Source organism: Mycobacterium sp. NGS61, from assembly GCF_059812325.1.
Window position 1 is genome coordinate 134344 of record NZ_JCALCL010000001.1, and the last position, 26143, is coordinate 160486.

General features: G+C 68.0%; 24 protein-coding genes. 9 read left to right on the plus strand and 15 right to left on the minus strand.

What is annotated here, in order from left to right:
• From coaD to AC5Y3Z_RS00665, 6 genes are all read right to left on the minus strand, one after another.
• Positions 1-486 carry a pantetheine-phosphate adenylyltransferase gene (gene coaD, locus AC5Y3Z_RS00640; RefSeq protein ID WP_473139978.1) on the minus strand — a complete coding sequence of 162 codons (486 nt, stop codon included), beginning with the start codon at positions 484-486 and terminating at the stop codon, positions 1-3.
• Between the two features lie 233 nt (positions 487-719).
• Positions 720-1274 (minus strand): 16S rRNA (guanine(966)-N(2))-methyltransferase RsmD, encoded by a 555-nt coding sequence (gene rsmD / locus AC5Y3Z_RS00645; RefSeq protein ID WP_473140001.1) that lies wholly within the window; start codon positions 1272-1274, stop codon positions 720-722.
• Complete coding sequence (locus AC5Y3Z_RS00650) at positions 1271-4654, minus strand: pyruvate carboxylase (RefSeq protein WP_473139979.1); 3384 nt, start codon at positions 4652-4654, stop codon at positions 1271-1273. Before AC5Y3Z_RS00650 ends, rsmD begins: the two co-directional genes overlap by 4 nt.
• A gap of 13 nt (positions 4655-4667) precedes the next feature.
• Positions 4668-5288, minus strand: coding sequence for a vitamin K epoxide reductase family protein (locus tag AC5Y3Z_RS00655; protein ID WP_473140002.1), 621 nt, complete (start codon positions 5286-5288; stop codon positions 4668-4670).
• 28 nt (positions 5289-5316) lie between these two features.
• Positions 5317-6078, minus strand: a complete 762-nt coding sequence (locus AC5Y3Z_RS00660) for a DsbA family protein (RefSeq protein WP_463827049.1) — start codon at positions 6076-6078, stop codon at positions 5317-5319.
• Positions 6079-6151: 73 nt separating this feature from the next.
• The gene (locus tag AC5Y3Z_RS00665) at positions 6152-7267 is read right to left on the minus strand and encodes an alpha/beta hydrolase (RefSeq protein ID WP_473139980.1); all 1116 of its coding nucleotides are present in this window, start codon (positions 7265-7267) and stop codon (positions 6152-6154) included.
• 241 nt (positions 7268-7508) lie between these two features.
• Here AC5Y3Z_RS00665 and AC5Y3Z_RS00670 point away from each other — a divergent pair, with 241 nt between their 5' ends.
• Positions 7509-8369 carry an aldo/keto reductase gene (locus AC5Y3Z_RS00670; protein WP_463827051.1) on the plus strand — a complete coding sequence of 287 codons (861 nt, stop codon included), beginning with the start codon at positions 7509-7511 and terminating at the stop codon, positions 8367-8369.
• Positions 8370-8376: 7 nt separating this feature from the next.
• On the opposite strand, the gene AC5Y3Z_RS00675 is transcribed toward AC5Y3Z_RS00670, so the two are convergent.
• From AC5Y3Z_RS00675 to AC5Y3Z_RS00685, 3 genes are read right to left on the minus strand one after another with little or no spacing between them, the layout of a single operon-like run.
• Entirely contained in the window at positions 8377-9093 is a 717-nt protein-coding gene (locus AC5Y3Z_RS00675) for an HNH endonuclease family protein (RefSeq protein ID WP_473139981.1), read from the minus strand.
• The gene (recG, locus tag AC5Y3Z_RS00680) at positions 9090-11336 is read right to left on the minus strand and encodes an ATP-dependent DNA helicase RecG (RefSeq protein ID WP_473139982.1); all 2247 of its coding nucleotides are present in this window, start codon (positions 11334-11336) and stop codon (positions 9090-9092) included. Before recG ends, AC5Y3Z_RS00675 begins: the two co-directional genes overlap by 4 nt.
• The gene (locus tag AC5Y3Z_RS00685) at positions 11336-13009 is read right to left on the minus strand and encodes a DAK2 domain-containing protein (RefSeq protein WP_473139983.1); all 1674 of its coding nucleotides are present in this window, start codon (positions 13007-13009) and stop codon (positions 11336-11338) included. The genes recG and AC5Y3Z_RS00685 overlap by 1 nt, the downstream gene beginning before the upstream one ends.
• A gap of 266 nt (positions 13010-13275) precedes the next feature.
• Between AC5Y3Z_RS00685 and rpmB the strand changes: the two genes are divergently transcribed.
• Positions 13276-13470 carry a 50S ribosomal protein L28 gene (rpmB, locus tag AC5Y3Z_RS00690; protein WP_463827055.1) on the plus strand — a complete coding sequence of 65 codons (195 nt, stop codon included), beginning with the start codon at positions 13276-13278 and terminating at the stop codon, positions 13468-13470.
• Positions 13471-13494: 24 nt separating this feature from the next.
• Here rpmB and AC5Y3Z_RS00695 read toward each other — a convergent pair whose 3' ends face one another.
• Entirely contained in the window at positions 13495-13683 is a 189-nt protein-coding gene (locus AC5Y3Z_RS00695; RefSeq protein WP_473139984.1) for a hypothetical protein, read from the minus strand.
• Positions 13684-13724: 41 nt separating this feature from the next.
• Positions 13725-14627, minus strand: coding sequence for an SDR family NAD(P)-dependent oxidoreductase (locus AC5Y3Z_RS00700; protein WP_473139985.1), 903 nt, complete (start codon positions 14625-14627; stop codon positions 13725-13727).
• 44 nt (positions 14628-14671) lie between these two features.
• On the opposite strand from AC5Y3Z_RS00700, the gene AC5Y3Z_RS00705 reads away from it, so the two are divergent.
• From AC5Y3Z_RS00705 to AC5Y3Z_RS00720, 4 genes are read left to right on the plus strand one after another with little or no spacing between them, the layout of a single operon-like run.
• Positions 14672-15115, plus strand: coding sequence for a nuclear transport factor 2 family protein (locus AC5Y3Z_RS00705; RefSeq protein WP_473139986.1), 444 nt, complete (start codon positions 14672-14674; stop codon positions 15113-15115).
• 5 nt (positions 15116-15120) lie between these two features.
• Positions 15121-16302: a sulfotransferase family protein gene (locus tag AC5Y3Z_RS00710; protein ID WP_473139987.1), complete on the plus strand. Its 1182-nt coding sequence runs from the start codon at positions 15121-15123 to the stop codon at positions 16300-16302.
• On the plus strand, positions 16299-17543 hold the full coding sequence (locus tag AC5Y3Z_RS00715; RefSeq protein ID WP_473139988.1) for a DUF1214 domain-containing protein: 1245 nt from the start codon (positions 16299-16301) through the stop codon (positions 17541-17543). The genes AC5Y3Z_RS00710 and AC5Y3Z_RS00715 overlap by 4 nt, the downstream gene beginning before the upstream one ends.
• 1 nt (position 17544) lies before the next feature.
• Positions 17545-18375, plus strand: a complete 831-nt coding sequence (locus tag AC5Y3Z_RS00720; protein WP_473139989.1) for an oxidoreductase — start codon at positions 17545-17547, stop codon at positions 18373-18375.
• 7 nt (positions 18376-18382) lie between these two features.
• Here the strand turns inward: AC5Y3Z_RS00720 and AC5Y3Z_RS00725 are convergent, their stop codons facing one another.
• Both AC5Y3Z_RS00725 and AC5Y3Z_RS00730 read right to left on the minus strand, forming a co-directional pair.
• Positions 18383-19066 (minus strand): uracil-DNA glycosylase, encoded by a 684-nt coding sequence (locus tag AC5Y3Z_RS00725; RefSeq protein ID WP_473139990.1) that lies wholly within the window; start codon positions 19064-19066, stop codon positions 18383-18385.
• 168 nt (positions 19067-19234) lie between these two features.
• Positions 19235-20191: a thiamine-phosphate kinase gene (locus AC5Y3Z_RS00730; protein ID WP_473139991.1), complete on the minus strand. Its 957-nt coding sequence runs from the start codon at positions 20189-20191 to the stop codon at positions 19235-19237.
• A 95-nt stretch (positions 20192-20286) separates the two neighbouring features.
• Between AC5Y3Z_RS00730 and AC5Y3Z_RS00735 the strand changes: the two genes are divergently transcribed.
• Positions 20287-20832 (plus strand): DUF3515 domain-containing protein, encoded by a 546-nt coding sequence (locus tag AC5Y3Z_RS00735; RefSeq protein ID WP_473139992.1) that lies wholly within the window; start codon positions 20287-20289, stop codon positions 20830-20832.
• Between the two features lie 10 nt (positions 20833-20842).
• Here the strand turns inward: AC5Y3Z_RS00735 and AC5Y3Z_RS00740 are convergent, their stop codons facing one another.
• Together AC5Y3Z_RS00740 and AC5Y3Z_RS00745 are read right to left on the minus strand one after the other, a co-directional pair.
• Positions 20843-21952 carry a D-alanine--D-alanine ligase family protein gene (locus tag AC5Y3Z_RS00740; RefSeq protein WP_463827065.1) on the minus strand — a complete coding sequence of 370 codons (1110 nt, stop codon included), beginning with the start codon at positions 21950-21952 and terminating at the stop codon, positions 20843-20845.
• Positions 21953-22017: 65 nt separating this feature from the next.
• Positions 22018-23025, minus strand: coding sequence for an NAD(P)H-dependent glycerol-3-phosphate dehydrogenase (locus AC5Y3Z_RS00745; protein ID WP_473139993.1), 1008 nt, complete (start codon positions 23023-23025; stop codon positions 22018-22020).
• A gap of 117 nt (positions 23026-23142) precedes the next feature.
• Here AC5Y3Z_RS00745 and cofC point away from each other — a divergent pair, with 117 nt between their 5' ends.
• On the plus strand, positions 23143-23781 hold the full coding sequence (gene cofC / locus AC5Y3Z_RS00750) for a 2-phospho-L-lactate guanylyltransferase (RefSeq protein ID WP_473139994.1): 639 nt from the start codon (positions 23143-23145) through the stop codon (positions 23779-23781).
• A 77-nt stretch (positions 23782-23858) separates the two neighbouring features.
• On the plus strand, positions 23859-26114 hold the full coding sequence (locus AC5Y3Z_RS00755; RefSeq protein WP_463827068.1) for an RNA degradosome polyphosphate kinase: 2256 nt from the start codon (positions 23859-23861) through the stop codon (positions 26112-26114).
• Positions 26115-26143 lie beyond the last annotated feature (29 nt).

Consider the following 26143-nt stretch of genomic DNA (forward strand, 5'->3'; position numbering starts at 1 on the left):
CTACCCGCTCTGCCGGGCGATCCGTTCGCGCAGTCGCCGGTTGACCGGTTCGGGCAGCAACTCGGTCACGTCGCCGCCCAGCATCGCCACCTCTTTCGCCAGCGACGACGACACGAACGAATACCGCGGCGATGTCGCTACGAAGAACGTGTCAACGCCGGCGACGTGCTTGTTCATCTGCGCCATCTGCAGTTCGTACTCGAAGTCGGTGCCGGTGCGCAGACCCTTGACGATGGCGTTCATCCCGCAGGACCTGACGAAGTCGACGACCAGGCCTTTCCCGGCCTGCGCCCGCACATTGGGCAGGTGGCTCGTCGACTCCTCGATCATCGCGATCCGCTCGTCGAGGTCGAACATGCCCTTCTTGGCGGGGTTGATCAGGATCGCCACCACGACCTCGTCGAATTGGGCTGCGGCACGTTCGAAGACGTCGACGTGCCCCAACGTGACCGGGTCGAAGGACCCGGGACAGACCGCGCCGCTCATTGCGCCGCTCCTCCTCTTCGCTCCGCTCAGCATCCTCGCCGGCGGCACTCAATGGCGCCGCTCCTCCTCTTCGCTCCGCTCAGCATCCTCGCCGGCGGCACTCAATGGCGCCGCTCCTCCTCTTCGCTCCGCTCAGCATCCTCGCCGGCGCCGCTCATTGCGCCGCTCCTCCTCTTCGCTCCGCTCAGCATCGTCGCCGGCGCGGCTCATAGTCAACGACGCTAGCAGGCGCCCTACACCCGTTCGGCCAGCTCCAGACGGGTGTCGCCGTAGACGCGCTCGGGCCACAACGTCCAGCCGTCCGGCCACGTGAGCGCGGCACTGCCGATTCCGCGCTCCACCACGGCAACCGTTCCCACCCGGGTCCAACCCCCCGACGTCAGCGCGGCCAGCACAGCCGAGAGCTCAGCGGCTCCAAGCTCGTACGGCGGGTCGGCCAATACCAGGTCGAACGGGGAGGGCGACCCGGCGGTCAGCACGGCAGCGACCGCACCGCGGCGCACGATCGCCCCGGGCAGCCCCACCGTCTCGATGTTGCGGGCGATCACCGCCGCCGCGCGCGGGTCGGATTCCACAAACAGCGCCGACGCAGCTCCCCGTGACAGGGCTTCCAGACCCAAGGCACCCGACCCGGCAAAGAGATCCAGCACCGCCACGTCCGCGAAACCGACCCGCGTCGCCAGGATGTTGAACAGCGACTCGCGCACCCGGTCAGTGGTCGGCCGGGTCCCCCGCGGCGGAACGGTGAGGCGCCGGCCCCGGGCCACGCCACCGATCACGCGGGTCAGTTCAGCACCACCAGCAGGTCGCCACCCTCCACCTGAGCGGTGTCGGAGACCGCCACCCGCTCCACCGTGCCGTCGCTGGGCGCGGTGATCGGCGCTTCCATCTTCATGGCCTCGATGGTGGCGACGGTTTGGCCGGCGCTCACCTCATCACCTTCGGACACGCTGACGGTGACTACCCCGGCGAAGGGCGCCGCGACATGGCCGGCGTTGCCGCGGTCAGCTTTCTCCGCAGCGCGAACGGCGCTGGCGATGCTGCGGTCGCGCACCAGCACCGGACGCAGCTGGCCGTTGATGATGCACATCACGGTCCGCATGCCGCGCTCGTCGGGTTCGGAGATGGCCTCCAGCCCGATCAACAACTCCACGCCCGGCTCGAGCTTCACCCGATGCTCCTCGCCTTGGCGCAGGCCGTAGAAGAACTGGTTGGCCGACAGCTGCGAGGTATCGCCGTACGCCTCTCGATGGTCCTCGAATTCCTTTGTGGGACCGGGGAACAACAGCCGGTTGAGGGCGGCCTGACGCTCCGGCCCGGCGGTGGCGAGCGCCTTCTCGTCGTCGACGGTCAGTTGCGGGTCCGGCTTAGCCGGCGCGCGGCCGGCCAGCGCGTCGGAACGCAACGGCTCGGGCCATCCGCCGGGCGGATCGCCCAACTCACCGCGCAGGAATCCCAGCACCGAGTCCGGGATATCGAATCGCTTTGGGTCAGCGGCGAATTCGTCGGCGCTCAGACCGGAGCCCACCAGGGCCAGCGCCAGGTCGCCGACCACCTTCGACGACGGGGTGACCTTGATCAGCCGGCCCAGCACCCGGTCAGCTCCCGCATAGGCCTCCTCGACCTCCTCGAACCGGTCCCCCAGCCCCAGCGCGATCGCCTGTTGGCGCAGGTTCGACAGCTGACCGCCCGGGATCTCGTGGTGATACACCCGGCCGGTCGGACCGGGTAGACCGGATTCGAAGGGCGCGTAGACCTTCCGCAGGCCTTCCCAGAACGGCTCGAGCGCGCACACCGCCGACAACGACAACCCGGTGTCGTACTCGGTGTGCGCGGCCGTGGCCACGATCGAACTCAACGCCGGCTGACTGGTGGTGCCGGCCATCGGCGCCGAGGCCCCGTCGACGGCGTCGGCGCCCGCCTGCCAGGCGGCCACGTAACTGGCCAGCTGGCCGCCCGGCGTGTCGTGAGTGTGCACGTGAATGGGGAGGTCGAACCGGCTGCGCAAAGCGGAAACGAGGGTGTGGGCCGCCGGCGGCCGCAGCAACCCCGCCATGTCCTTGATGGCCAGCACATGTGCACCGGCCTCGACGATCCCGTCGGCCAATCGCAGGTAATAGTCCAGGGTGTAGAGCCGTTCGTCCGGATCGGACAGGTCACCCGTGTAGCACATCGCGACTTCGGCTATGGCAGTGCCGGTTTCGCGGACCGCGTCGATAGCCGGTCGCATCGAGTCCAGGTTGTTCAGCGCGTCGAAGATCCGGAAGATGTCGATACCGGTGGCCGTCGCCTCCTCGATGAACGCCGACGTGACGGTCTCCGGATAGGGCGTGTAGCCCACGGTGTTCCGGCCCCGCAACAACATTTGCAGGCAGATGTTGGGGATGGCTTGCCGCAGCGCGGCCAGCCGCTCCCACGGGTCCTCCTTGAGGAAGCGCAGCGCCACGTCGTAGGTCGCCCCGCCCCAGCACTCGACCGACAACAGCTGCGGCATCGTGCGCGCGAGATACGGTGCCACCATGAGCAATCCGCTGGTGCGCACCCGGGTGGCCAGCAGCGACTGATGCGCGTCGCGGAACGTCGTGTCGGTCACGCCGACCGCGGGCGACTCCCGCAACCAGCGCGCGAAACCGTCCGGGCCGAGTTTGAGCAACCGCTGCCGGGAACCGTGCTCCGGCGCCACCTCGCGGTCGATCGCGGGCAGCTTGTCCTGCGGGTACACCGTCGACGGACGCGCGCCGTGCGGCTGGTTGACGGTGACGTCGGCCAGGTAGTTCAGGATCTTGGTGCCGCGGTCGGCCGAGGTGTGCGAGGTCAGCAGTTGCGGCCGGTCGTCGATGAACGACGTCGTGACGCGGCCGGCCTGGAAGTCCGGGTCGTCCAGAACCGCTTGCAGGAAAGGAATATTGGTCGACACACCGCGGATCCGGAACTCGGCCATCGCCCGGCGCGCCCGGTTGACCGCGGTTTGGAAATCGCGGCCCCGGCAGGTCAGCTTCACCAGCATGGAGTCGAAGTGGGCGCTGATCTCAGCCCCCAGATTGGTGCTGCCGTCCAGCCGGATCCCGGCGCCGCCCGGGGTGCGCAGCGCACTGATCCGACCGGTGTCGGGGCGGAACCCGTTGGCCGGATCCTCGGTGGTGATCCGGCATTGCAGCGCGGCACCGTGCGGGCGCACGGTGTCCTGGGTGAGGCCCAGATCGTCGAGGGTCTCGCCGGCGGCGATGCGCAGCTGGCTGGACACCAGGTCGACGTCGGTGATCTCCTCGGTGACGGTGTGCTCCACCTGAATTCGCGGGTTCATCTCGATGAAGACGTATTCGCCGTTCTCGTCCAGCAGGAATTCGACGGTGCCGGCGCAGCTGTAGCCGATGTGGTGGGCGAAGGCCACCGCATCCGCACACATCTTTTCCCGCAACTCGGCCGAAAGGTTCGGCGCCGGAGCCAGTTCGATCACCTTCTGGTGGCGGCGCTGCACACTGCAGTCCCGCTCGTAGAGGTGGATCACGTTGCCACCGGTGTCGGCCAGGATCTGAACCTCGATGTGCCGCGGGCGCAGCACAGCCTGCTCGAGATACACCGTCGGGTCCCCGAACGCCGACTCCGCCTCCCGGCTGGCGGCCTCGATGGCCTCACCCAGAGCTGCGCTGTCAGTGACCCGCCGCATCCCGCGCCCACCGCCACCGGCAATGGCCTTGACGAACAGCGGAAATCGCATGTCCTGTGCGGCCGCGACCAACTGGTCCACCGACGCCGAGGGAGCCGAGGACTGCAGCACCGGCAGGCCCGCCTCGCGCGCGGCGGCGATCGCCCGCGACTTGTTTCCGGTCAACTTGAGCACTTCGGCGTCGGGCCCCACGAACGTGATGCCCGCCTCGGCGCACGCTGCGGCCAATTCCGGGTTCTCCGAGAGGAATCCGTAACCGGGATAGACGGCGTCCGCATGGCAGCGCAGGGCCGTCTCGACGATCTCGGCGACGGACAGGTACGCCCGCACCGGGTGCCCCACTTCGCCGATCTGGTACGACTCATCGGCTTTGGTCCGGTGCAGCGAATTGCGGTCCTCGTACGAATAGACGGCGACGGTGCCGACACCCAACTCGTATGCGGCGCGGAAGGCGCGGATCGCGATCTCGCCGCGATTGGCCACCAACACTTTGGAGATCACGTGCGACCCCTAATCAAATGAGTGTCGACCAATAATTCCAGAACCGCGCCATGATCAGCAGGAATACCCCGGTGAACCAGAACGTGACCAGCGACCAGCGCCAGCCGAACAGTAACCGCAGCGCGGTATTTCCCGTCGCGGCCGGACGCACCAGGATCGAGGCCGCGACCACCAGCAGCGTCACGGTGGCCGCCCACACCACCATGCAGTACGGGCACAGCGCCCCGATGCGGTACAGGCTCTGAAAGATCAGCCAGTGCACGAACACCGTGCCGGCTGTCAACCCGATCACCAACCCCACCCAATACCATTGCGGCAGCTGAACTTTCGCCACCGCCAACACCCCGGTGACCACCACCACCGTGAAACCGGCGATACCGAGCAGCGAGTTGGGGAAGCCGAGCACCGAAGCCTGCGGGGTCATCATCACCGAACCGCACGACACGATCGGGTTGATGTTGCAGGACGGCACGTAGGACGAGTTGAGCAGCAACGCGATCTTCTCCACCGTCAGCGTGACGGAGGCGAGCAGACCGATCACCCCGGCGATCAGCACCCACCATGCACTGGGCGCGGGTACCCACGGTCCGGACGGTTCGAGTTCGACGGGCGGGTCAGCCGCGTCGGAGTCCACCTCGGGGACGAGATCAGCCGCCACGTGGTCAGGTGTTCGCCACTGCCGCGGCCTCGTCCATCCCGGGGATGTTGCCGACGATGTCTCTGACCTTGGCGACGAGCGCTGCCGGTGACGTCCGCTCGAATTCGGTGCCGTTGATCCGCACGGTCGGGGTCGCGCGGATCTTGTTGGCTGCCGCCAACCCGGTGACCTTGCCGATGTACTTGCCGCTGTTGATGCAGTCCGGCACCTTGCCGGCGGCGCCCGCCTGGCGCGCGAGCTCGATCAGTCGCGCATTGTCGGGGAACCGGTCACCCGTTTCGGACGGCTGAATGCCCTTGCTGTACAGCGCTTCGTGGAAGCGGCGAAAGGCGTCCATGGACTCGTCGGCCACGCAGTAGGCCGCGGCGGCCGCCCGCGAGGAGTAGTTCTGGGTGGCCGGACTGTCCAGGATGGTGACCATCGTGTAGTCACCGGCGATCGCGCCGATGTCGATGAGCTTGGCGACCGTGCGGCCGAAGGTGCGCTCGAAATCGCCGCACGCCGGGCACAGGAAGTCCTCGTAGAAGGCCACGGTCGCCTTGGGTTTGCCGTTGTCGGCGACCAGTTTGCTCGAGGTCACGCGGACGGCGCCCTCGGCTCCCGCACCGGCGGCCTGCTTCTTGTTGTGACTCGTCACGATGTAGAACACCAGACCGACGGCGAACAGCACGACGATCAACGTGCCGCCGATTTGGATGAGTCGGCCGGACCTGCCGTCGCCGGACTTCAGGTCGAGCCGCGCGGGGCGCTTGGGTTTTTCGGCCACAGAATCCTCACGTTTCGTTTGCTTCACCTGCGGTCGGGCGACTCTAGAGTACCGACGGCGCCGCAGCCGCAGGTCAGCACCGGCTCAGGTGTGCCCGCAGCGCTGAGATCAGCTCGCCCGTTCCGGCGGCGCTGCCACCCCCGAGCGGGAAGAGATTGGCGAAGCCGTGCGTCAGCGATCCCAGGTAGCGCAGGTCCACAGCGGTGCCCGCGGCCCGCAGCGCCTCGGCGTACTCCTGACCCTCGTCGCGCAGCGGATCGAACCCGGCGACCGCGATCAGCGCGGGTGCCAGGTCGGACAGCGAATCCGCCAGCGCCGGTGACACCCGTGGGTCGGACGCGTCGATCCCGGACTTGCGCAGGTACTGCGAGGTGAACCAGTCGATGTCGCGTCTGGTCAGCAGGAAGCCACGCGCGAACAGGCTCAGCGAGCGGGTCTGCGCGGTGAAGTCGGTTCGCGGGTAGATGAGCCACTGCAACACCGGGGCCGGTCCGCCGTTGTCCCGCGCGAGCTGGCTGACGACGGCCGCCAGGTTGCCGCCGGCGCTGTCGCCGCCGACCGCCACCCGCCCGGGCGCCGCACCCAGTTCCTCAGCGTGCTCCCAGGCCCACCCGAACGCGGCGTACGCATCCTCGATCGCCGCGGGTGCCGGATGCTCAGGTGCCAGCCGGTAATCGATCGACAGCACATGCATCTCCCCGTCCCGGCAGGTCAATCGGCACAGCGCGTCGTGGGTGTCCAGGTCGCCGATCGACCAGCCGCCACCGTGATAGAAGACCAGCAGCGGCGCATTCGCGGTTGCTGGGCGGTAGTGCCGCGCCGGGATCGGACCTGCCGGCCCGGGAATCGAGATCTCGGCAACGTCGACGTGAATCTGCGGACCGGGCATGGCCTGCAGGCCGTCCCGCATCGTCGCCCGGGAGGTGCGCGCGTCGTCGTCGACCACCAGGCCGCCGATCCCCACGGCGCGCTGTCCCGTCAACAGCAGCTGCAAGGTGGGGTCCAGGGTGTTGCCGTCGATGGTCACCGAACGCCCGCGGGTCAGCAGGCGCTTGGCGCCGTCCGGGATCCGCGGAATGACTTTCGCGCCGACGCTGGTGACCGTGTTCTGGACGCGCGTCACCCAACCGGTCGGTGCGCGCTTTGCTCCCAGATGGAGGTCCGGCGCGCCTGACAGACTCTTGGTCATCGGCCGCTCCCTTGATAATGCCTCGTGCCGGCCCACCTTACGTCGTGCCGAACGGGCGAAATCCGGCCGCCGCCTGCCCGACGGTGCGACGAATGTCCGACATTGGGAGCGGACACCAGCCCGGGCGTTGGTTAGATCGCATAGTCAACTCGGTAATATGTGATCCCCGAGCCGTGCGGACTGCGGCACCAGGCTGGGCCCTAATCGGAGAACGCTCAAATTTCATAGGTAGGTGATGACGTTGACTGGCGAGTCGGGCGCCGCTTCTGTCCCCGGTTCTATCCCCTCGATAGCCCTCAACGACGAGCAGACGATGCCGGTGCTGGGTCTCGGCACCGCGGAATTGTCGGACGACGAGACAGAACGCGCCGTCTCGGCCGCACTCGAAGTCGGTTGCCGGCTCATCGACACCGCGGCCGCCTACGGCAACGAAGCGGCGGTGGGCCGGGCGATCGCCGCGTCGGGCATTCCGCGCGCCGAGTTGTTCGTCACTACCAAGCTGGCCACCGCCGACCAGGGTTTCAAGTCCTCGCAGGAAGCCTGCCGGCGCAGCCTGGAGACCCTCGGCCTCGATTACGTCGACCTGTACCTGATTCACTGGCCGGCCGCGTCGCTGGGCAAGTACGTGGACTCGTGGGGTGGCCTGATCCAGTGCCGCGGCGAGCAGCACGCCCGCTCGATCGGGGTGTCCAACTTCACCGCGGAGCACCTGACGATGGCCATCGACCTGACTTTCGTCACCCCCTCGGTCAATCAGATCGAGTTGCACCCGCTGCTCAACCAGGAGGAGCTGCGCAAGGCGAACGCCGAGCACGACATCGTCACGCAGTCCTACACCCCGCTGGCGCTGGGCAAGTTGAATGACAACCCGACGGTGACGTCGATCGCCGGCGAGTACGGCAAGACGCCCGCCCAGGTCCTGCTGCGGTGGAACGTGCAGTTGGGCAACTCGGTGGTGTTCCGCTCGGCAAAACCCGAACACATCGCCGGCAACTTGGATGTGTTCGATTTCGAGCTGGCCGCCGAGCACGTCGACGCGCTGAACGGGCTCAACGACGGCACCCGGCTGCGCCCGGATCCGGACAACTACGCCGGCACCTGAGCGCCGATCAGCGGGCGGGGCAGGTGGCCGCCGCGTCTCGCAGCACGCCGCTGGACGCTTGATCCAACGGCAGCGCGTAGCCACGCAGCACCGCGATGAACTGCACGGCGTATTGACACGCGAAAGCACCGTTGGGCGGCATCCATTGCGACGGCGGCGAATCGCCCTTGTCCTGGTTGGCCCTGCCCTGCACGGCCAGCAGGTTCGCCGGGTCGTTGGCAAAGCGCACCCGTTGGGCCTCCGGCCAACCGTAGGCGCCCATGTCCCAGGCATACGCCAGCGGGACCAGATGATCGATCTGCACCGATTCGCCGACCTTGGCGCCGCGCTGAAACGCGACGACGGTGTTGGTGTACGGGTCGTGCAGGGTGCCGGTGGCCACGGCGTCGGGACACCGCTTGGTGAACACGTGCGTGACGTCCACCAGATCGCGGTTGAGGATGTCGTTACGGGTGTCACAACCGTTGTGGCCCAGCGGCGCATCGTTGTCGTCGTCCCAGGCGTCGCCGAACGCGGACCGGCGGTAGTCGAACCGGTGTGCCCGAAACGGCAACAGCAGCACCCCGGCGAGCACATCGTCGCCGGGCGCCACGGTCGGTACGTCGGCGCGCGCAGCGAACTCCTGGGCTTGTCGGGCGGCGGAGGACCCCAGCGTCTGGTATGCGACCAGCACCGCCACGGCAGCGACCGCGGCCAGCCACAGCAGGGTTCGACGGTTCGTCATGACTTGTCCAGGTACTCGATCTGATCGGTATCGGTGAATCGGGCTGCCAGCGAGGACAATCCGGGATCGTCGGGGTTGGTGGCGTAGGCGGCCTCGCAGAAGTCCCGAGCGTTCTCGATGAACTCGAGGTGGTCGGCCAGCGACAACAACCGCAGCACGATAGCCCGACCGGATTGATTGCGGCCCAGCACATCTCCTTCTCTGCGCTCTTTGAGATCCAGGTCGGCGAGCACAAATCCGTCGATCGTCCCGGCGACCGCCTCCAGCCTTTTGCCTGCCGGAGAACCCGCTGACGTCCAGCTCGCCAGCAGGCACAGGCTCGGGTGCCGGCCGCGGCCGATGCGGCCGCGCAGTTGATGCAACTGGCTGATGCCGAACCGGTCGGCATCCATCACCAGCATCACGGTGGCGTTGGGGACGTCGACACCCACTTCGATCACGGTGGTACAGACCAGCACATCGGTCTGGCCGCTACGGAAGGATGCCATCACGGCGTCCTTCTCGTCAGCGGAGAGCCGTCCGTGCATCAGACCCAGCCGCAGCCCGGCCAGCTCGGCCGAGCGCAGCCTGGTGAACAGTCCGACCGCGGTCGCCGACGGCCGCTTGCCGTCGTCTCCGGCCTCGTCGGCTTCCTCCTCGTCGATCCGCGGCGCCACCACATAGGCCTGGCGGCCGGCGGCGACCTCCTCCCGGATGCGCTGAAAACCACGCTCCAGCCAGGCCCGCTTGTCCCGGACGAAGATCACCTTGGTGGTGATGGGCTGACGCCCCCGGGGCAGCTCGCGCAGGGTCGACGTTTCCAGGTCGCCGTACACGGTCAGGGCCAGACTGCGCGGGATCGGCGTCGCGGTCATCACCAGCAGATGCGGCGTGACGCCGGCCGGGGCCTTGGCGCGCAACCGATCCCGTTGCTCGACACCGAACCGGTGTTGCTCGTCGACCACCACCATGCCCAACGTGTGGAACTCCACCGCGTCGTGCAGCAATGCGTGGGTGCCGATGACGATCCCGGCCGCACCGCCGGCGATCTCGGACCGCGCCCGCTTCTTTTGCGCCGCGGTCATGGACCCGGAGAGCAGCACCACCCGGGTGGCTTCCCAGCCGTCCCCGGCGGCCGCTCCCAGCTGACCGCCCGTCGCCAGCGGACCCAGCACCTCGGTGATGGACCGAAAATGTTGTGCCGCAAGCACTTCAGTAGGCGCCAACAGCGCGCACTGGTAACCCGCGTCGACCATCTGCAGCATCGCCAGCACCGACACGATGGTCTTTCCGGACCCGACCTCACCCTGCAGCAACCGGTTCAGCGGCCGAGCCGAGGCCAGCCCGTCGGACACCACGGACAGCACCTCACGCTGTCCGGCGGTCAGTTCAAAGGGCAAACGCTGCAATAGTTCTGCTGCCAGACCGTCGTCGCGCCGGGGGGCGACGGGACCGGATGCGGACAACTCACCATGGCGGCGACCGACCAGCGCCCACTGCAGAGCGACGGCCTCGTCGAAGGTGAGGCGATCACGCGCCCGCGCCCGCTCGGCCGGTCGTTCAGCCAAATGGATGCCGCGTAAGGCTGCGTCTTCGTCGATCAAACCCAACCTGGCACGCAAATCGGCGGGCAATGGATCGGGCACCGGGTCGAGTTGGTCCAGCACCTGCTTTACGGCGCCATAGATGTGCCAGGTCTGCACTTTGGCGCTGGCCGGATAGATCGGGTAGACCCGACGCTCGAACTCCGACATCGCCAACTCACCGGTGACCAACGTCGACGCGTCGGCGATCTCACGCAGCGAGACGCTGCCGTGGTTCCTCCCGTCCGTCGAGTCCATGATCAAGAACGCGGGATGGGTGAATTGCATTGTCTTGCCGTAGTATCCGACCTCCCCGGAGAGCATCACCTTCGTGTTCTCGGTGAGGTCCTTCATCAGGCCTTCGGCGTTGAAGAACGTCGCGGTCACCTCACCGCGGCCGGATCCGACCGTGATGCGCAACCACATTCGCGCTTTCTTCTGAGTCGGACTTTTCTTTTTCATCACACCGGAAGCCCTTTTGGTGATGACATCGACGATGGTGATGTGCTCACCGGCTTGTGGACGCTGGTCTTCGGCCGTGAGCCGGGAGGCGCCCTCCAGGTAACTGCGTGGGTAGTGCCGCAACAGGTCGTCGACGGTCCGCAGACCGAAGTACTCGTACAGCTGTCCGGCTGACTTGCCCCCGATGACGTCGACCAGCCGATCGCTCAGCGAGGCCACTACTCCACCCCGATCAGCAACGCATCGCCGCGGTGACCGGTGCGGTAGCTCACCAGTTCGCTACCCGGGTGGTGGTCGTGCATGTGTCTGTCCAGCACCTGCTCGATGCCAGCGGCCGCCGCGTCGTCCAGGTCGGCGCCTATCAGCACGGTGATCAGGTCACCGCCCGAGGCCATCAGCAGGTCCAGCAGGCCGATCGCGGCAGCGGCCACGTCCTCGGCGACGATCAGCACCTCATCGCCCGCGATGCCCAGGCCGTCGCCCGGCTTACAGGTTCCGGCCCAGGTCAGCGCGTTCTCGGTAGCCACCCGCACCGATCCGTGCCGGGCGGCGCCGGCGGCGCGGGCCATGGTGTAGCCGTCGTCGACGGCTTGACGGCCGGCGTCGTGCACAGCCAATGCCGCCAGCCCCTGCACCATCGACCCGGTCGGCACCGGCACCACGTCGACACCCCAGCCGATGGCCGCGGTGCACCCCGCCACCAACTCCTCAGCGGCCACGTACCCGTTCGGCAGCACCATCACCTGGGCGGCACCGCTGTCCACCACGGCGCGCACCAACTGATGGGCGGTGATCCCGGGCGCATCGGCGCTGCCGTCCGCCCCCGGTCGCAGCACGCAGGCACCCTCACCGGCGAACAACTCCTCGGCCCCGTCGCCGTCGACGACGGCAAGCACCGCACGTTCCCGCGTCCAGCTGCCCGCGGGCAGCCCGGTCGCGCCCGAACTGAGTCCCGAGATCACGATCCGGCTCAGCTGACCGGCGGCCAGGCCGGCTTCCACCGCGGCGCCGGCGTCGTCGGTGTGGACGTGCACGGAGTAGCTGTCCGACGGCGCGGCCGCGATGGCCACCGAGTCGCCCAATTCCTCCAGCCGTTGCCGCAACGCATCCGCGGCCGCCGCATCGCAGCCGGCCACCAGGTACATGACCTCGAACTGAGGCGCCGGACCCCGCTCGATCGCCGGCGGCTTCTGCTGCGGCTGCGACGGCTCGTAGACCGCCCGGGTGGGCGTCTCTCCGGTGATCGTCGAACGCAGCGAGTCCAGCATGACCAGCAGCCCCCGGCCCCCGGCGTCCACCACACCGGCATCGGCGAGCACCTCCAGCTGTTCGGGGGTCTTCTCCAGCGCGATCACCGCCGCATCCCCGGCCGCGACGAGGGCAAGGTGCAGCGACTGGCCGGCGGCAGCACACTCGTCGACGGCACCGGCGGCGGCCCGCAACACCGACACGATGGTCCCTGGCACCTCGTTTCCCCCCATCGAGGTGACGACCAGTTCCACCCCCCGCCACAGCGCGGCGGCCAGGAGCGCGGCATCGATCGCCCGTAGCGCCGCACCGGATTCGGCGGCCGCAGCAGCGGTCGCGTCGGCGAATCCCCGCAGAATCTGCGACAGGATCACCCCGGAGTTGCCGCGGGCGCCGTGCAGCGCTCCCGCTGACAACGCCGCCGCGACCCTGACCACGTCCAGGCTGCCGCGACTGGCTTCGGCATCCGCCTCGGCCAGCGCCGAACGCATGGTGAACAGCATGTTGGCACCGGTGTCGGAATCGGCGACCGGGAACACGTTGAGGCGGTTGATCTCGTCGATGTGGGTGATCAGGTCGCTCACGGCGGTGTGCGCCCAGTCCCGCAGGGCCGAGCCGTCCAGCTGACGATCCTCCGTGGCCAAACCCGCCCCCACCTCCTTACCGCCGCAGCACGCCCCCGATGCGCGCTAGCGTAACCTCGGTCCCGCCGGCCGGTGAGCCAGTCAGCAGCCTAGCTATCGGCCACGACAGCACTGGTCACGACGCGTCGCGGTTCGTTGAGCCGTTTTGGCGGTTGCCTACCGGAGTCGGTATTGTGGGACGGCCGGGCCAACCCGGCCTACTTCCGGCCGGCGGATCCGAACCGGGTCGCCAGACCGCAGCAACAAAGACTTGAGGAGTTTGAACCATGGCCGCTGTGTGCGATATCTGCGGGAAAGGCCCCGGCTTCGGTAAGTCGGTGTCGCACTCCCACCGCCGCACCAGCCGCCGGTGGAACCCCAACGTTCAGACCGTGCACGCCGTGACCCGTCCCGGCGGCAACAAGACGCGGCTCAACGTGTGCACGTCGTGCATCAAGGCCGGCAAGGTCACCCGCGGCTGAAGCCGTTACCCGCCGCCTCACTTTTCACAGAGCGGCTTTGATGCGTTCGAGGGTTGTTGTCATGTCGCGGGTGTTGCGCCGACGACGTGGCTCGCCGAGCGGCGCAATCAGCGCGATCGCGCCGCCGCCGCGATCGTGTACGCCTACGACCACGGGCCGGTTGGCGCCGCGTTGATTTCCGCAGCCCTGCGGTTTCGCGATCGACACCCTCATGGCGCACGCCGCTAGCGGCTCCCGCACACAGCGCCGTCCGCTCACTTACGGCCGGGAATCTGCAACGTGGTACCGGTCTCCTCTTCCGCGAACGCCACGAGCCGGCCGGCCGTGTCGTAATCGCACGCGACCACCGTGCGGCCGATCAGCACCGGGCCGCCGCGCAGCCCGCCCCGACCGCTGACGCCGACATAGCTGCCCGGCGGGATCGGTTCGCTGATGCAGTACAGCGTGGGCGCCGCGCCCTCGTCGATGTCGTTGGCCAGCCGGTCGGCCACCGTCTTGACCGTCTTGTGCGCCAACGACATCAGCGGCGAGTCGCCGACCTGCGACAGGTTCGACGCCACCCAGCCCGGGTGGGTGAGCTGACTGACGATCGGCGAGCCTGCGGCACGGAGCCGGCGGTCGAGCTCGAGCCCCCACAACATCACCGTGAGCTTGGACTGCGCGTAGGCCCCCAGCCTCGTCCACTTGGTGCGGCGCAGATGCAGATCGTCGAGGTGCAGCGTCGCCGAGCGGTGCGCGTCGGATCCGACATTGATGATCTGGGCCCGCACCCGCGGCAGCAGCAGGTTGGTCAGCGCGAACGGGCCGAGCAAGTTGGTGCCCAGCGTCATCTCGAAGCCGTCCACGGTGTCGCGGCGCCGCTCGGTCAGAGCGCCGGCGTTGTTGATCAGGATGTCGACGTCGCCGTCGATCAGATCGGGGAAGGCACGCACCGAGGACAGGTCGGCCAGATCGAGCTTGACCACCGACGTCGAGCCACCAAGCTGCGCGGCGCGTTGCTCACCGAGCTCGGTGTTGCGTACCGCCAGAATGACGTGCGCGCCGGCTTTGACCAGCGCTCGCGCGGTGCCCAGCCCCACCCCGTTGGTCGCTCCGGTCACGATGACCCGTTTGCCGGTCAGGTCGCCGAGCCGATCGGGCGTCCAAGGTAACGTCACGAGGTCAGATTAGTCAGACTGATGGCGTCGAGGGCGGTTCGAAGGTGAGTGACAGCGCGACAGAGATCACCAACCTGATCTACACCTACGCCGAGCGGCTCGACGGCGGCGACTTGGACGGCGTGGCCCAGCTCTTCGAGCACGGCCGCATCTGCGGGATGGAAGACGGGCCGCCCGAGACCGTGTTCGCCGGATCGGCCCGGGTGCGCGAGATGTATGACATGGCCACTCGCATCTATGAGGACGGCACCCCCAAGACCAAACACAACACCAGCAACGTGCAGTTGTACATCGACGAGGCCGCCGGGACCGCCCGCAGTACCTCGTATTACTGCGTCACCCAAGCCACCCCCGAGCTGCCCCTACAGGTGATCGTGACCGGACATTACAAAGACACGTTCCACCGGCTCGACGGCGTGTGGCACTTCGACTGCCGCGTCATGTTCGTCGACCAGGTCGGCGACGTCAGCCAGCACCTGAAGTTCTGACCCTGGTGGGCAACGCCTCCGCACCCTTCGACGCCGCGGCCATCCTGGCCGACGCGCAACGCAAGGAGTCGCTGACCGATTGGGGGCCAGGCGAATTCGAGCGGCCGCTGCGCGTGCTGCTGGACGACTACCCGAACGCCGGGCTCAACGATATCGGCACCTACATCCTGCGCTCCGGCATCGTGCACAGCCTGCGGATGCGGTTGCGTACCCAGGAATGGGTCCGGCGGCACCCCGACATCCTGGCCGAACGACTGGCGCCGCCGATCGTCGTGGTCGGCATGATGCGCAGCGGAACCACACTGCTGCAACGCCTGCTGGCGGCCGACCCGCGCTTCAGCTGCGCGTACGGCTGGGAGGTCGTCGAGGTCGCACCGAAGCTAGGCTACCGATTCGACGGGCTCGACCCCCGCATCGCGATCAGCGAAGGGCGCGAAGCGAAATCGCGGGAATTGGCGCCGGACCTGTTCCGGATCCATCCGATGTATGCGCGGGAAGCCGAGGAGGAGATCGTCTTCCTGGCCGATGCGTTCCTGTCCCACGTTCCCGAATCCGGCGCGCACCTGCCGCACTACCGATCCTGGCTCGACGACCAAGACTTCACCCCGGCCTACCGGCACCTACACCGGATGCTGCAATTCCTGCAGTGGCAGAAGCGGCAGCGCGGGGAACAAGCGCAGCGCTGGGTGCTGAAATCGCCGGCCCACCTGGGCTATCTGGATCTGCTGCGCACGCAGTTCCCCGAACTGCACCTGGTGCACATGCACCGGGACCCGCGCACCACCATCGCCTCGGGGGCCGGCCTGAACGCCACCCTGCACGCGATGCACGCCGACACCGTCGACCTCCCCCGGGTGGGCGCGCAGTGGCTGGAGCGGATGGGATGGACCAACGACAGGGCGATGACGGCGCGGGACGGCTGGGGACCGGAGCGGGTCACCGACATCGGGTTCGACGATGCGGTCGCCGATCCGATCGGGCAGGTGTCCCGCGTTTACGAGGCGATCGGGCTTACGCTGACGTCCCACGCCGAGGACGCGATGCGACGCTGGCTGCGCGAACGTCCCCGCGAGCCGGCGCGCCCGCCCTACGGTCTCAAGACCTACGGTTTGCAGCCCGAACTGGTAGACGAGCGATTCAGTCTGTACAACAAGCGATTTCACGAATACACAAGGAGGAGCCAGTGAGTGATGACCCGGTCGCCACGGCATCGCAGCACGAACAGGAACTGGCCGCCCTCGAGCTGATCGAGCACCCCACCGTCAAAGCCGCCTATGCCGACGTCGCGCAGACCTGGCTGGGCCGCGCCAAGGCTTCGGACGCGATGCGCGAGCGGTTCGACGATGCGTTCGCCGAGGTGATGTTCTCGGCGGCGGTGTGGTCGTCCAACCAGGACAAGCTGCGACCCAAGGTCAGCTGCATCACCCGACTGGCGCACCCGGTGGACGGCCGCGCGATTCCCGGATCACGGTGGGGCATCGACAATCCCGACAGCGTGTACCGGGTGATCCCGATCTCCGGCGACGAGCGCTACGAGATCCACGGTCGCGTCGGCGAACACCGCATGACCGAGAATTACTTCACCCTCTGGGACGCGAACATGGGCACCGTCGATGTGCTCAACGGCCGCACCATGGCGGTCGATTCCGACGGCAGCTTCACCATCACCGTCGACGCCGAACCCGCCGGGGGGCGACCCAATCACGTGCGGACCACTGCGGCCGCGCACGAGTTCTACATCCGCGACGTTTTGCTGGACTGGGGCCGTGACGACCCCAATCACCTTGCGGTGCAACGTCTTGGCGCTGCACCGTCGTCCCCGGCCCGCACCCGTGACGAGCAGGCCGAGGCGACCGCGGCGATGATGGCGTACTTCGCGAATTTCACCGGCAAGCTCAGCCACGGCGCCTACAAGATGCCCGCCAACCGGTTCGAACTGGCGTGGTCGGCAGACACCGACGGCGCCATGCGCAACCAGTTCTATGTGATGGGCCGCATCGACCTCGCCCCGGACGAGGCCTTCGTGGTGGACGTCAACGATGGTGGCGCCGAATACTTCACGGTGCCGCTGAGCAACATCTGGGGTACCACGCTGGACATCGTCGCCCGCACCGGAAGCCTCAACAAGGCGCAGTCGGTGGCCAACGAGGACGGCACCTACACCTATGTGATCTCCCCCGAGGATCCCGGTGTGGCGAACTGGATCGACACCGACGGTCTGCGCGAGGCCATCCTGACGTTGCGGATGGCCGAGTTCGGCGAGACCGGACCCCGTGCGGGTCTGGGTGCGCACGGGCGGGTGATCAAGCGCGACCTGCTCGACGCCGAGGTACCGAACCTGCCGCGGGTGACCGAGCAACAGCGTAAAACCGAACTCGCCGAACGCCGCAGGGCGTATCTGCGGCGACTCCCGGAAGGGACACTCTGAGATGGCACGCTGGTTGGTCACCGGTTGCTCCACCGGGTTCGGCCGCGAGATCGCCCGCGGTGCCCTGGAAGCCGGACACAGCGTCGTCGTCACCGCACGTAACGCCGATGCGGTGCGCGACTTCGTCGACGAGTTCGGCGACCGGGCCCTGCCCGTGGCTCTCGACGTGACCGACGCCGGCCAGATCGCCGCCGCGGTCGCCGCGGCGGAGGAGACCTTCGGCGGCATCGACGTGCTGGTCAACAATGCCGGCCATGGCTATCTGTCGGCGGTGGAGGAGGGTGAGGACGCCGAGGTGCGAAAGCTGTTCGACGTCAACTACTTCGGTGCCGTCGACATGATCAAGGCGGTGCTCCCGGCGATGCGGGCCCGCGGATCGGGCCATGTCGTCAACATCTCGTCCATGACGGGGCTGGTGGCCAACCCGCCCAACGCCTACTACTCGTCGACCAAATTTGCGCTGGAGGCGGTGACCGAAGCGCTTGCGCAGGAGGTCAAGCCGCTGGGTATCAAGGTGACCGCCATCGAACCGGGCGCCTTCCGCACCGACTGGGCGTCGCGATCGATGAAGGAATCCAGCACTCCCATCGCCGATTACGCCGACGTCGCCGCCCGCAAGGACCTCATCAAGCAGTTCGCCGATCACCTGCCGGGTGACCCACGCAAGGTGGCCGAGGCGGTGCTGATGGTCACCGAACTCGACGAACCGCCACTGCGGCTGCTGCTGGGCCGCGACGTGCTCAAAGCGATGCGCGACAAGATCGCCGCGACGTCGGCCTCGATCGAGGAGTGGAAGGCCGTCACCAAGGACGTCAACTTCCCCGGCGGGTAGGCGCGCGCTAGGGCAGCCGCCAGTCGATCGGGTCGGCGCCCATTCGCGCCAACAGTTCGTTGGCGCGACTGAACGGTCGCGACCCGAAGAAGCCGCGCGAGGCCGACAACGGCGACGGATGCGGTGATTCGATGAAGGCGCAGTCGCCGTCGGCCAGCATAGGCTTGAGGGTTGAGGCGTCGCGTCCCCACAGAATCGCCACCATCGGCTTCTGACGACCGACCAGGGCGCGAATCGCGCACTCCGTCACCGCTTCCCATCCCTTTCCGCGGTGCGACGCCGGGGTGCTGGGCCGCACGGTGAGCACCCTGTTCAGCAGCAAGACGCCCCGTTGCGCCCACGGGGTGAGATCTCCGCACGACGGCGGCGGGTAACCGAGGTCTTTGGTGTACTCGTCGAAGATGTTGGCCAGGCTGCGCGGCAGCGGCCGCACGTCTGGCGCGACCGAGAAGCTCAGGCCCACCGCATGCCCGGGCGTCGGGTAGGGATCCTGGCCGACGATCAGTACCCGAACGTCATCGAACGGAAAGGTGAAGGCACGCAGCACGTTTGGTCCGGCGGGAAGATATCGCCGGCCGGCGGTGATCTCGTCGCGCAGGAACTGGCCCAGCTGGGCCACCTGGTCGGCGACCGGCTCGAGTGCGCTCGCCCAGCCCGCTTCGACCAGTTCGGGCAACGGACGGGCGGTCACGGCGACCCGGGCTGGTTGAAGGCGTAGACGGTCACCGCGCCACCCTAACGCGCGTCGTGCCGCGCACGGTGAGACCGAGACTGCACTGGTGGCACCGAGCCTGCACTCAGAGTGCCGACACGCCGAGGAGCGCCAGCCCTGAATACCGGCTCGGCGCCGGCAACGGCCTCACCCCGCGAAAGACTCCCACCCCGCATGACCCGTCCAGTCGACACCGTCGACCATCACCCGCGCCGGCCCGTCGAGCACCCGTCCGATCACCCGCCACGAGTCGGGCACCGCATCGCTGAAACACGCCACCAGGGCGTGGTCTTCCCCGCCGCCCAGCACCCATGACCAGCCGTCGACACCCACCGCCGCGGCAGCGCCGGTCACCGCATCGTGATCGGCGGCCAATGACGCAGCCGACAGATCGATGGCAACGCCGGAGGCCTTCGCGACGTGCCGCAGATCCGAGATCAGTCCATCGGAGACGTCGATCATCGCTGTGGCGCCACCGGCCGCGGCGATCGCCCCCTGACCGTAGGGCGGTTGCGGCACCAGATGCCGACAGCGTAGCTCGCGGAATTCCTCAATGCCGTTGCGCCACAATTCATATCCTGCTGCGGAACGGCCCAGTTCACCGGTGACCGCGACCACCGACCCGGGCCGAGCCCCCGACCGCATGACCGGCGCACGACCGTTCAGGTCACCCAGCACCGTCACCGACACCACCCACTGCGGGCAGCTCACCAAATCCCCGCCCGCGATGCCGGCGCCGATCCGGTGCGCCTCGTCCCACATGCCGTCGACCAGGGCGATCACTTCGGCCGTCGGTGTGCTGCCGGGCGCCCCGAAACCCACCACGAACGCGGTGGGTCGCGCACCCATCGCCTCGATGTCGGCGGCGTTCTGCGCGATGGCCTTGCGGCCGACGTCGTGCGGCGACGACCAGTCCAGCCGAAAATGCCGGTCCTGCACCAGCATGTCGGTCGAGACCACGGTTCCCGACACCACGGCCCCGTCGTCCCCGGGGCCCAGGGTGACCGCGGCGGGCTGCCGGCGGTCGCGCACCAGACGCTCGATCACGGCGAACTCACCGGACTGCTGCAGCGTCGGGGACTGCCCGGCCGCGTCGTCGCTCACCCCGCCTCCTCCCGCATGCGGCCCGACGAACCGGTACGTTGGTTCCCTGCCGGTTCGGGCGGACCGCGTCAGTGTAATTGCGGAGGTAACCAGCAGTGGCAGGCAACTCCGAGCCCGGCGGCCCACCGCGCGCCGCGCTGATCGCCGCGCTGGTGCTGGCCGTGGCGACGATCGGGGCGCTCCTGGTCGTCGCGGTCAACCGCCGCGCACCGCGGCCACCGGTCGTCATCGCGGCGGCTGCGGCCCCGCAGGCGGCGAGCCCCGAGTGTCAGGCGCTGCTCGCCGCCCTGCCGCAGCGACTCGGCGACTACCAGCGCGCGGATCTGGCGCATCCCGCTCCCGATGGCGCCCGCGCCTGGCGGTCCGACGGCGGTGCCGTGGTGCTGCGCTGCGGCATGCCGCGTCCGGCCGGCTTCGTGGTGGGCGTACCGATCCAGGGCGTCGACCGGGTGCAGTGGTTCCAGGTGTCCGAGCCGGCCGGCACCCACGGGACCGAATCGACCTGGTACACCGTGGACCGTCCGGTCTACGTGGCACTGACCCTGCCCGGCGGATCGGGGCCTACGCCGATTCAGGAACTCTCCGCCGTCATCGACCGCACCCTGGCCGCGGTCCCGATCGACCCCGCCCGGCCCGGCTAACGGCTATCGGCTAACGCAGACCCACACCCCGCGCCAGCGCCGTGTCCACCATGGTGGCCAACAGGGTCGGATAATCGACGCCGCTGGCCGCCCACATCCGCGGGTACATCGAGATGGTGGTGAACCCCGGCATCGTGTTGATCTCGTTGATCACCGGGCCTGCGTCGGTCAGGAAGAAGTCCACCCGTGCCAGGCCCTGGCAGTCGATGGCGGCGAACGAACGAATCGCCAACTGCCGCACCGTGTCCGCGATGTCGTCGTCGACCTTGGCCGGCACGTCCAGTTCGGCGGCGTCGTCGAGGTACTTGGTGGCGAAGTCGTAGAAGGAGTCCTCGCGACCCCGCACCCCGGCCACCCGGATCTCACCCAGTGTGCTGGCTTCGATTGTGCCGTCCGGCATTTCGAGCACCCCGCACTCCAGCTCGCGACCACTGATGGCGGCCTCCACGATCACCTTCGGGTCGTGGCGGCGGGCCTGCGCGATCGCGTCGGGCAACTGGTCCCAACTCGTCACCCGGCTGACCCCGATGGAGGAACCCCCGCGCGCGGGTTTGACGAACGCGGGCAGTCCCAACCGTTCGCGTTCCTCGGGGTGCAACGTCGGCTGGGACGACCGCAACACGGTGTAGTCACCCACCGGCAGGCCCTCGGCGACCAGCAGCTTCTTGGTGAATTCTTTGTCCATCCCGGCCGCACTGGCCAGCACGCCGGCGCCGACGTACGGCACGCCGGCGAGTTCGAGCAGGCCCTGAATGGTGCCGTCCTCGCCGTAGGGGCCGTGCAGGACCGGGAACACCACGTCGACCGCGCCCAGCACTTCGGTGGCGCCGGGCCGCAGCGACACCAGTTCGCCGCCGCGCTGCGGGTCGGCCGGCAGCGCCAGTTCGGTACCCGATTCCGGGCTCACCGCAGGCAGTTGCCGGTTGCTGATCGTCAGCGCGTCGGGGTTGCCGTCGGTGAGCACCCACGAGCCCTGCGGCGTGATGCCGATCGCGACCACCTCGAACCGCTGCGGGTCGAGATTGCGCAGAATGCTGCCCGCAGACACGCACGAAATGGCGTGCTCGTTGCTGCGGCCGCCGAAAACGACGGCGACGCGCACCCGATTGCTGGCAGTCACAACCTGGAGACGCTACCGGTTGCGGCGCCGCGTCGCGGGATTGCGCAGGTCAGCGGAGAGTCATTTCACTCCGGCTTGGTGCTGCGGCCCAGCAGCAGGGCGATCGCTTCGTTCACCGACAGGCCCTTGTGGCATACCCGGTGCACGGCGTCTGTGAGCGGCATCTCGACGTCGTAGCTGGACGCCAGCGCCAGCACCGACTGGCAGGACGTGACGCCTTCCACGACGTGCCCGTCCTTGCTGTGCAACGCCGAGGACACGGTGTCCCCGCGGCCCAGGCGTTCGCCCAGCGAGCGGTTGCGCGAGTAGGGCGAGGTGCAGGTTGCCACCAGGTCGCCCACCCCGGCCAGACCCGCCAGGGTTGCGCCTTTGGCGCCCAGGGCAAGACCCAGCCGCATGATCTCGGCCAGCCCGCGGGTGATGATGGCTGCGACGGTGTTTTCGCCCAATCCCACCCCGACCGCCATTCCGCAGGCCAGCGCGATCACGTTCTTGCAGGCACCGCCGATTTCGGTGCCCACCACGTCGGAGTTGGTGTACGGGCGGAAATAGCCGCTGTTCAAGAACCGTTGCAGCGCGACGGCACGCCCGGAGTCGTTGCAGGCGACGACGGTGGCGGCCGGCTGGCCCTGCGCGATCTCGCTGGCCAGGTTGGGTCCTGAGATCACCGCGACCTGCGCAGCGTCGACTCCGGTGACCGAGACGATGACCTGGCTCATCCGCATCAGGGTGCCCAGCTCGATGCCCTTGGCCAGGCTGACCAGGGTGGCACCGTCGGCCCACATCCCGTTCCAGTTCTCCAGGTTGGATCGCATGGTCTGCGCCGGGACTCCGAGCAGCACGGTGGTCGCGCCGGTGAGGGCCTCCTCGGCGTCCGACGTGGCGCGAATCCCGGCCGGCAGGTGCATACCGGGCAGGTAGTCGGGATTGGACCGGGTGGCGTTGATCCGCTTGGCGACCTCCGCCCGCCGCGCCCACAGGGTGACCTCTCCCCCGGCATCAGCGAGCACCTTGGCCAATACGGTGCCCCACGCACCGGCGCCCATCACCACGACAGTTCCCGTGCCGGTCATCCACCCTCCCGGAGCTCTGCGGCCACCGTCACTCTGGCGCGACGCTCGCCTGCCGGCATCACGCTAGCTTGACACTCGCAGGCGTTGCGCCCAAGCCTCGCTGGCAGGATGGCCCCCATGGGCGGCGCAGGCGGAGATATGGGGTTGATCATCGCCGTCAAACGGTTGGCTGCCGCCAAGACCCGGCTGGCGCCGGTGTTCTCGGCCCCGACCCGCGAAGCGGTGGTGCTGGCCATGCTGGTCGACACGCTGACCGCCGCGGCCCGGGTGGAGTCGTTGCACTCGATCGTGGTGATCACACCGGACGAGGCCGCCGGGGCGGCCGCATCCGGGCTCGGTGCCGAGGTGCTGACCGACCCCACCCCGGCGGGTGATCCCGATCCGTTGAACAGCGCCATCGTCGCCGCCGAACGTTCGATGGCCGCGATCATTCCCAATCTTGTTGTGCTGCAAGGTGATTTACCGGCATTGCAGTCCCAGGAGCTGGCCGAGGCGGTCGCAGCCGCCCGCGCGCACCAGCGCAGCTTCGTCGCCGACCGGGCCGGCACGGGGACCGCGGCACTGTGTGCCTTCGGCACCCCGCTCGATCCCCGGTTCGGGCCGGATTCCGCCGCGCGACACCGGCATTCGGGTGCCGTCGAACTCACCGGAGCGTGGCCCGGTCTGCGCTGCGACGTCGACACACCGGCCGACCTGGCCGCCGCGCGCCGCCTCGGGGTGGGCCCGGCGACCGCGCGCGCGATCGCGCACCGCTGATTCCCCGCAGCAGCAACCCGCGGAGACGGCAGACACGGCCCAACATGTCCGCTCGGTGAATCGCATCTCAACGCCAGATGGATGGGTTGCCGATCTCCCAGGACTGGTGGCCTCGCCCACGGGTAATAGGCAATGATCGCAGGGTGACCGAAATCGAAGCCCCACCCCAAGCGGATGCATCCACCCACGAGGGTGCTCGGCAGTCAGGCGACTCGGCACCTGCAGCACCGCCGGCGGCGACTCCCGCCGCGATCAACGACCCGCTGCCCGACGAGCGCTACCTGAATCGGGAACTGAGCTGGCTGGACTTCAACGCCCGGGTGCTGGCGCTGGCCGCCGACAATTCGATGCCCCTGCTGGAGCGCGCCAAATTCCTGGCGATCTTTGCTTCCAACCTGGATGAGTTCTACATGGTTCGGGTCGCCGGTCTCAAACGCCGCGACGAAATGGGGCTGTCGGTCCGCTCGGCCGACGGACTGACGCCGCGTGAGCAGTTGCGGCGCATCGGCGAACAGACCCAGCAGATCGCCAGCCGCCACGCCCGGGTGTTCCTCGACGAGGTATCCCCCGCGCTGGAGGAAGAAGGCATCTACATCATCACGTGGGCCGACCTGGACGAGGCTGAGCGCGAACAGTTGTCGACGTATTTCCACGATCAGGTCTTCCCCGTCCTGACCCCGCTGGCCGTCGACCCTGCCCACCCGTTCCCCTTCGTCAGTGGGTTGAGTCTGAACCTCGCGGTCACCGTCAAACAGCCCGACGACGGCACCCAGCACTTCGCCAGGGTCAAGGTGCCCGACAACGTCGACCGCTTTGTGGAGCTGGAAACGAAAGCGGAATCCGACGGCGAGCGGCGCGAGCGGGGCATCGTGCGATTCCTGCCGATGGAGGAGTTGATCGCCGCTTTCCTCCCAGTGCTGTTCCCCGGCATGGAGATTGTTCAACATCACACGTTCCGCATCACCCGCAACGCCGACTTCGAAGTGGAAGAAGATCGCGACGAAGACCTGTTGCAGGCACTCGAGCGGGAGTTGGCACGACGGCGGTTCGGTTCGCCGGTGCGACTCGAAGTTGCCGACGACATGACCGAGAGCATGCTCGAACTGCTGCTGCGCGAACTCGATGTCCATCCCGGCGACGTCATCGAAGTGCCTGGGCTGCTGGACTTGTCGTCGCTGTGGCAGATCTACGGGGTGGACCGTCCGGCCCTGAAGGACCGGGCGTTCGTGCCGGCCACCCATCCAGCCTTCGCCGACCGGGAGACCCCGAAGAGCATCTTCGCGACCCTGCGCGAAGGCGATGTGCTGGTGCACCATCCCTACGATTCGTTCTCCACCAGCGTGCAGCGCTTCATCGAACTGGCCGCCGCCGACCCCAACGTGCTGGCCATCAAACAGACGCTGTATCGCACGTCCGGTGATTCGCCGATCGTGCGGGCGCTCATCGACGCCGCCGAAGCCGGCAAGCAGGTGGTGGCATTGGTGGAGATCAAGGCGCGCTTCGACGAACAGGCCAACATCCGTTGGGCGCGAACGCTGGAGCAGGCGGGGGTCCACGTTGTCTACGGATTCGTCGGGCTCAAGACGCACTGCAAGACGTGCCTGGTGGTGCGCCGCGAGGGTCCGATCATCCGGCGGTACTGCCACGTCGGAACCGGCAACTACAACGGTAAGACGGCACGACTGTACGAGGATGTCGGGCTGCTGACCGCCGATCCCGACATCGGCGCCGACCTGACCGACTTGTTCAACACCCTGACCGGCTACTCGCGCAAGCTCACCTATCGCAATTTGTTGGTGGCACCGCACGGAATTCGCACCGGCATCATCGAGCGGGTAGAGCGTGAAGTCGAGGCCCACCGGCGGGGCAATGACGCCAGAATCCGGTTGAAGATGAACGCCCTGGTCGACGAACAGGTCATCGATGCGCTCTACCGCGCATCACAGGCCGGTGTGCGGGTGGAAGTGGTGGTGCGCGGCATCTGTGCGCTGCGCCCCGGCGCCGCAGGTTTCTCCGAAAACATCAGCGTCCGCTCGATTCTCGGCCGTTTCCTGGAGCACTCGCGGATTCTGCATTTCAACGCCATCGGCGAATTCTGGATCGGCAGTGCCGACATGATGCATCGCAATCTCGACCGTCGGGTCGAGGTCATGGCACAGGTCAAAGACCCGCGATTGACCACACAGCTCGACGAGTTGTTCCAATCCGCACTGGATCCGTCCACCCGCTGCTGGGAATTGGGATCCGACGGCCAGTGGACGGCCTCGCCGCGGGAGGGACTGAGCGTGCGCGATCATCAGGTGTCCCTGATGGAGCGGCACCGCAGCCCCTGACCCGTCCAGCCGCGTCAAGACCTGTTCGA

Bases quoted from the DNA above. Each gene is read 5' to 3' on its own strand.
- coaD (WP_473139978.1), bottom strand. From the start codon at position 486: ATGAGCGGCGCGGTCTGTCCCGGGTCCTTCGACCCGGTCACGTTGGGG.
- AC5Y3Z_RS00665 (WP_473139980.1), bottom strand. From the start codon at position 7,267: ATGACCAAGAGTCTGTCAGGCGCGCCGGACCTCCATCTGGGAGCAAAG.
- AC5Y3Z_RS00675 (WP_473139981.1), bottom strand. From the start codon at position 9,093: ATGACGAACCGTCGAACCCTGCTGTGGCTGGCCGCGGTCGCTGCCGTG.
- rpmB (WP_463827055.1), top strand. From the start codon at position 13,276: ATGGCCGCTGTGTGCGATATCTGCGGGAAAGGCCCCGGCTTCGGTAAG.
- AC5Y3Z_RS00695 (WP_473139984.1), bottom strand. From the start codon at position 13,683: ATGAGGGTGTCGATCGCGAAACCGCAGGGCTGCGGAAATCAACGCGGC.
- AC5Y3Z_RS00720 (WP_473139989.1), top strand. From the start codon at position 17,545: ATGGCACGCTGGTTGGTCACCGGTTGCTCCACCGGGTTCGGCCGCGAG.
- AC5Y3Z_RS00745 (WP_473139993.1), bottom strand. From the start codon at position 23,025: ATGACCGGCACGGGAACTGTCGTGGTGATGGGCGCCGGTGCGTGGGGC.
- cofC (WP_473139994.1), top strand. From the start codon at position 23,143: ATGGGCGGCGCAGGCGGAGATATGGGGTTGATCATCGCCGTCAAACGG.
- AC5Y3Z_RS00755 (WP_463827068.1), top strand. From the start codon at position 23,859: ATGGATGGGTTGCCGATCTCCCAGGACTGGTGGCCTCGCCCACGGGTA.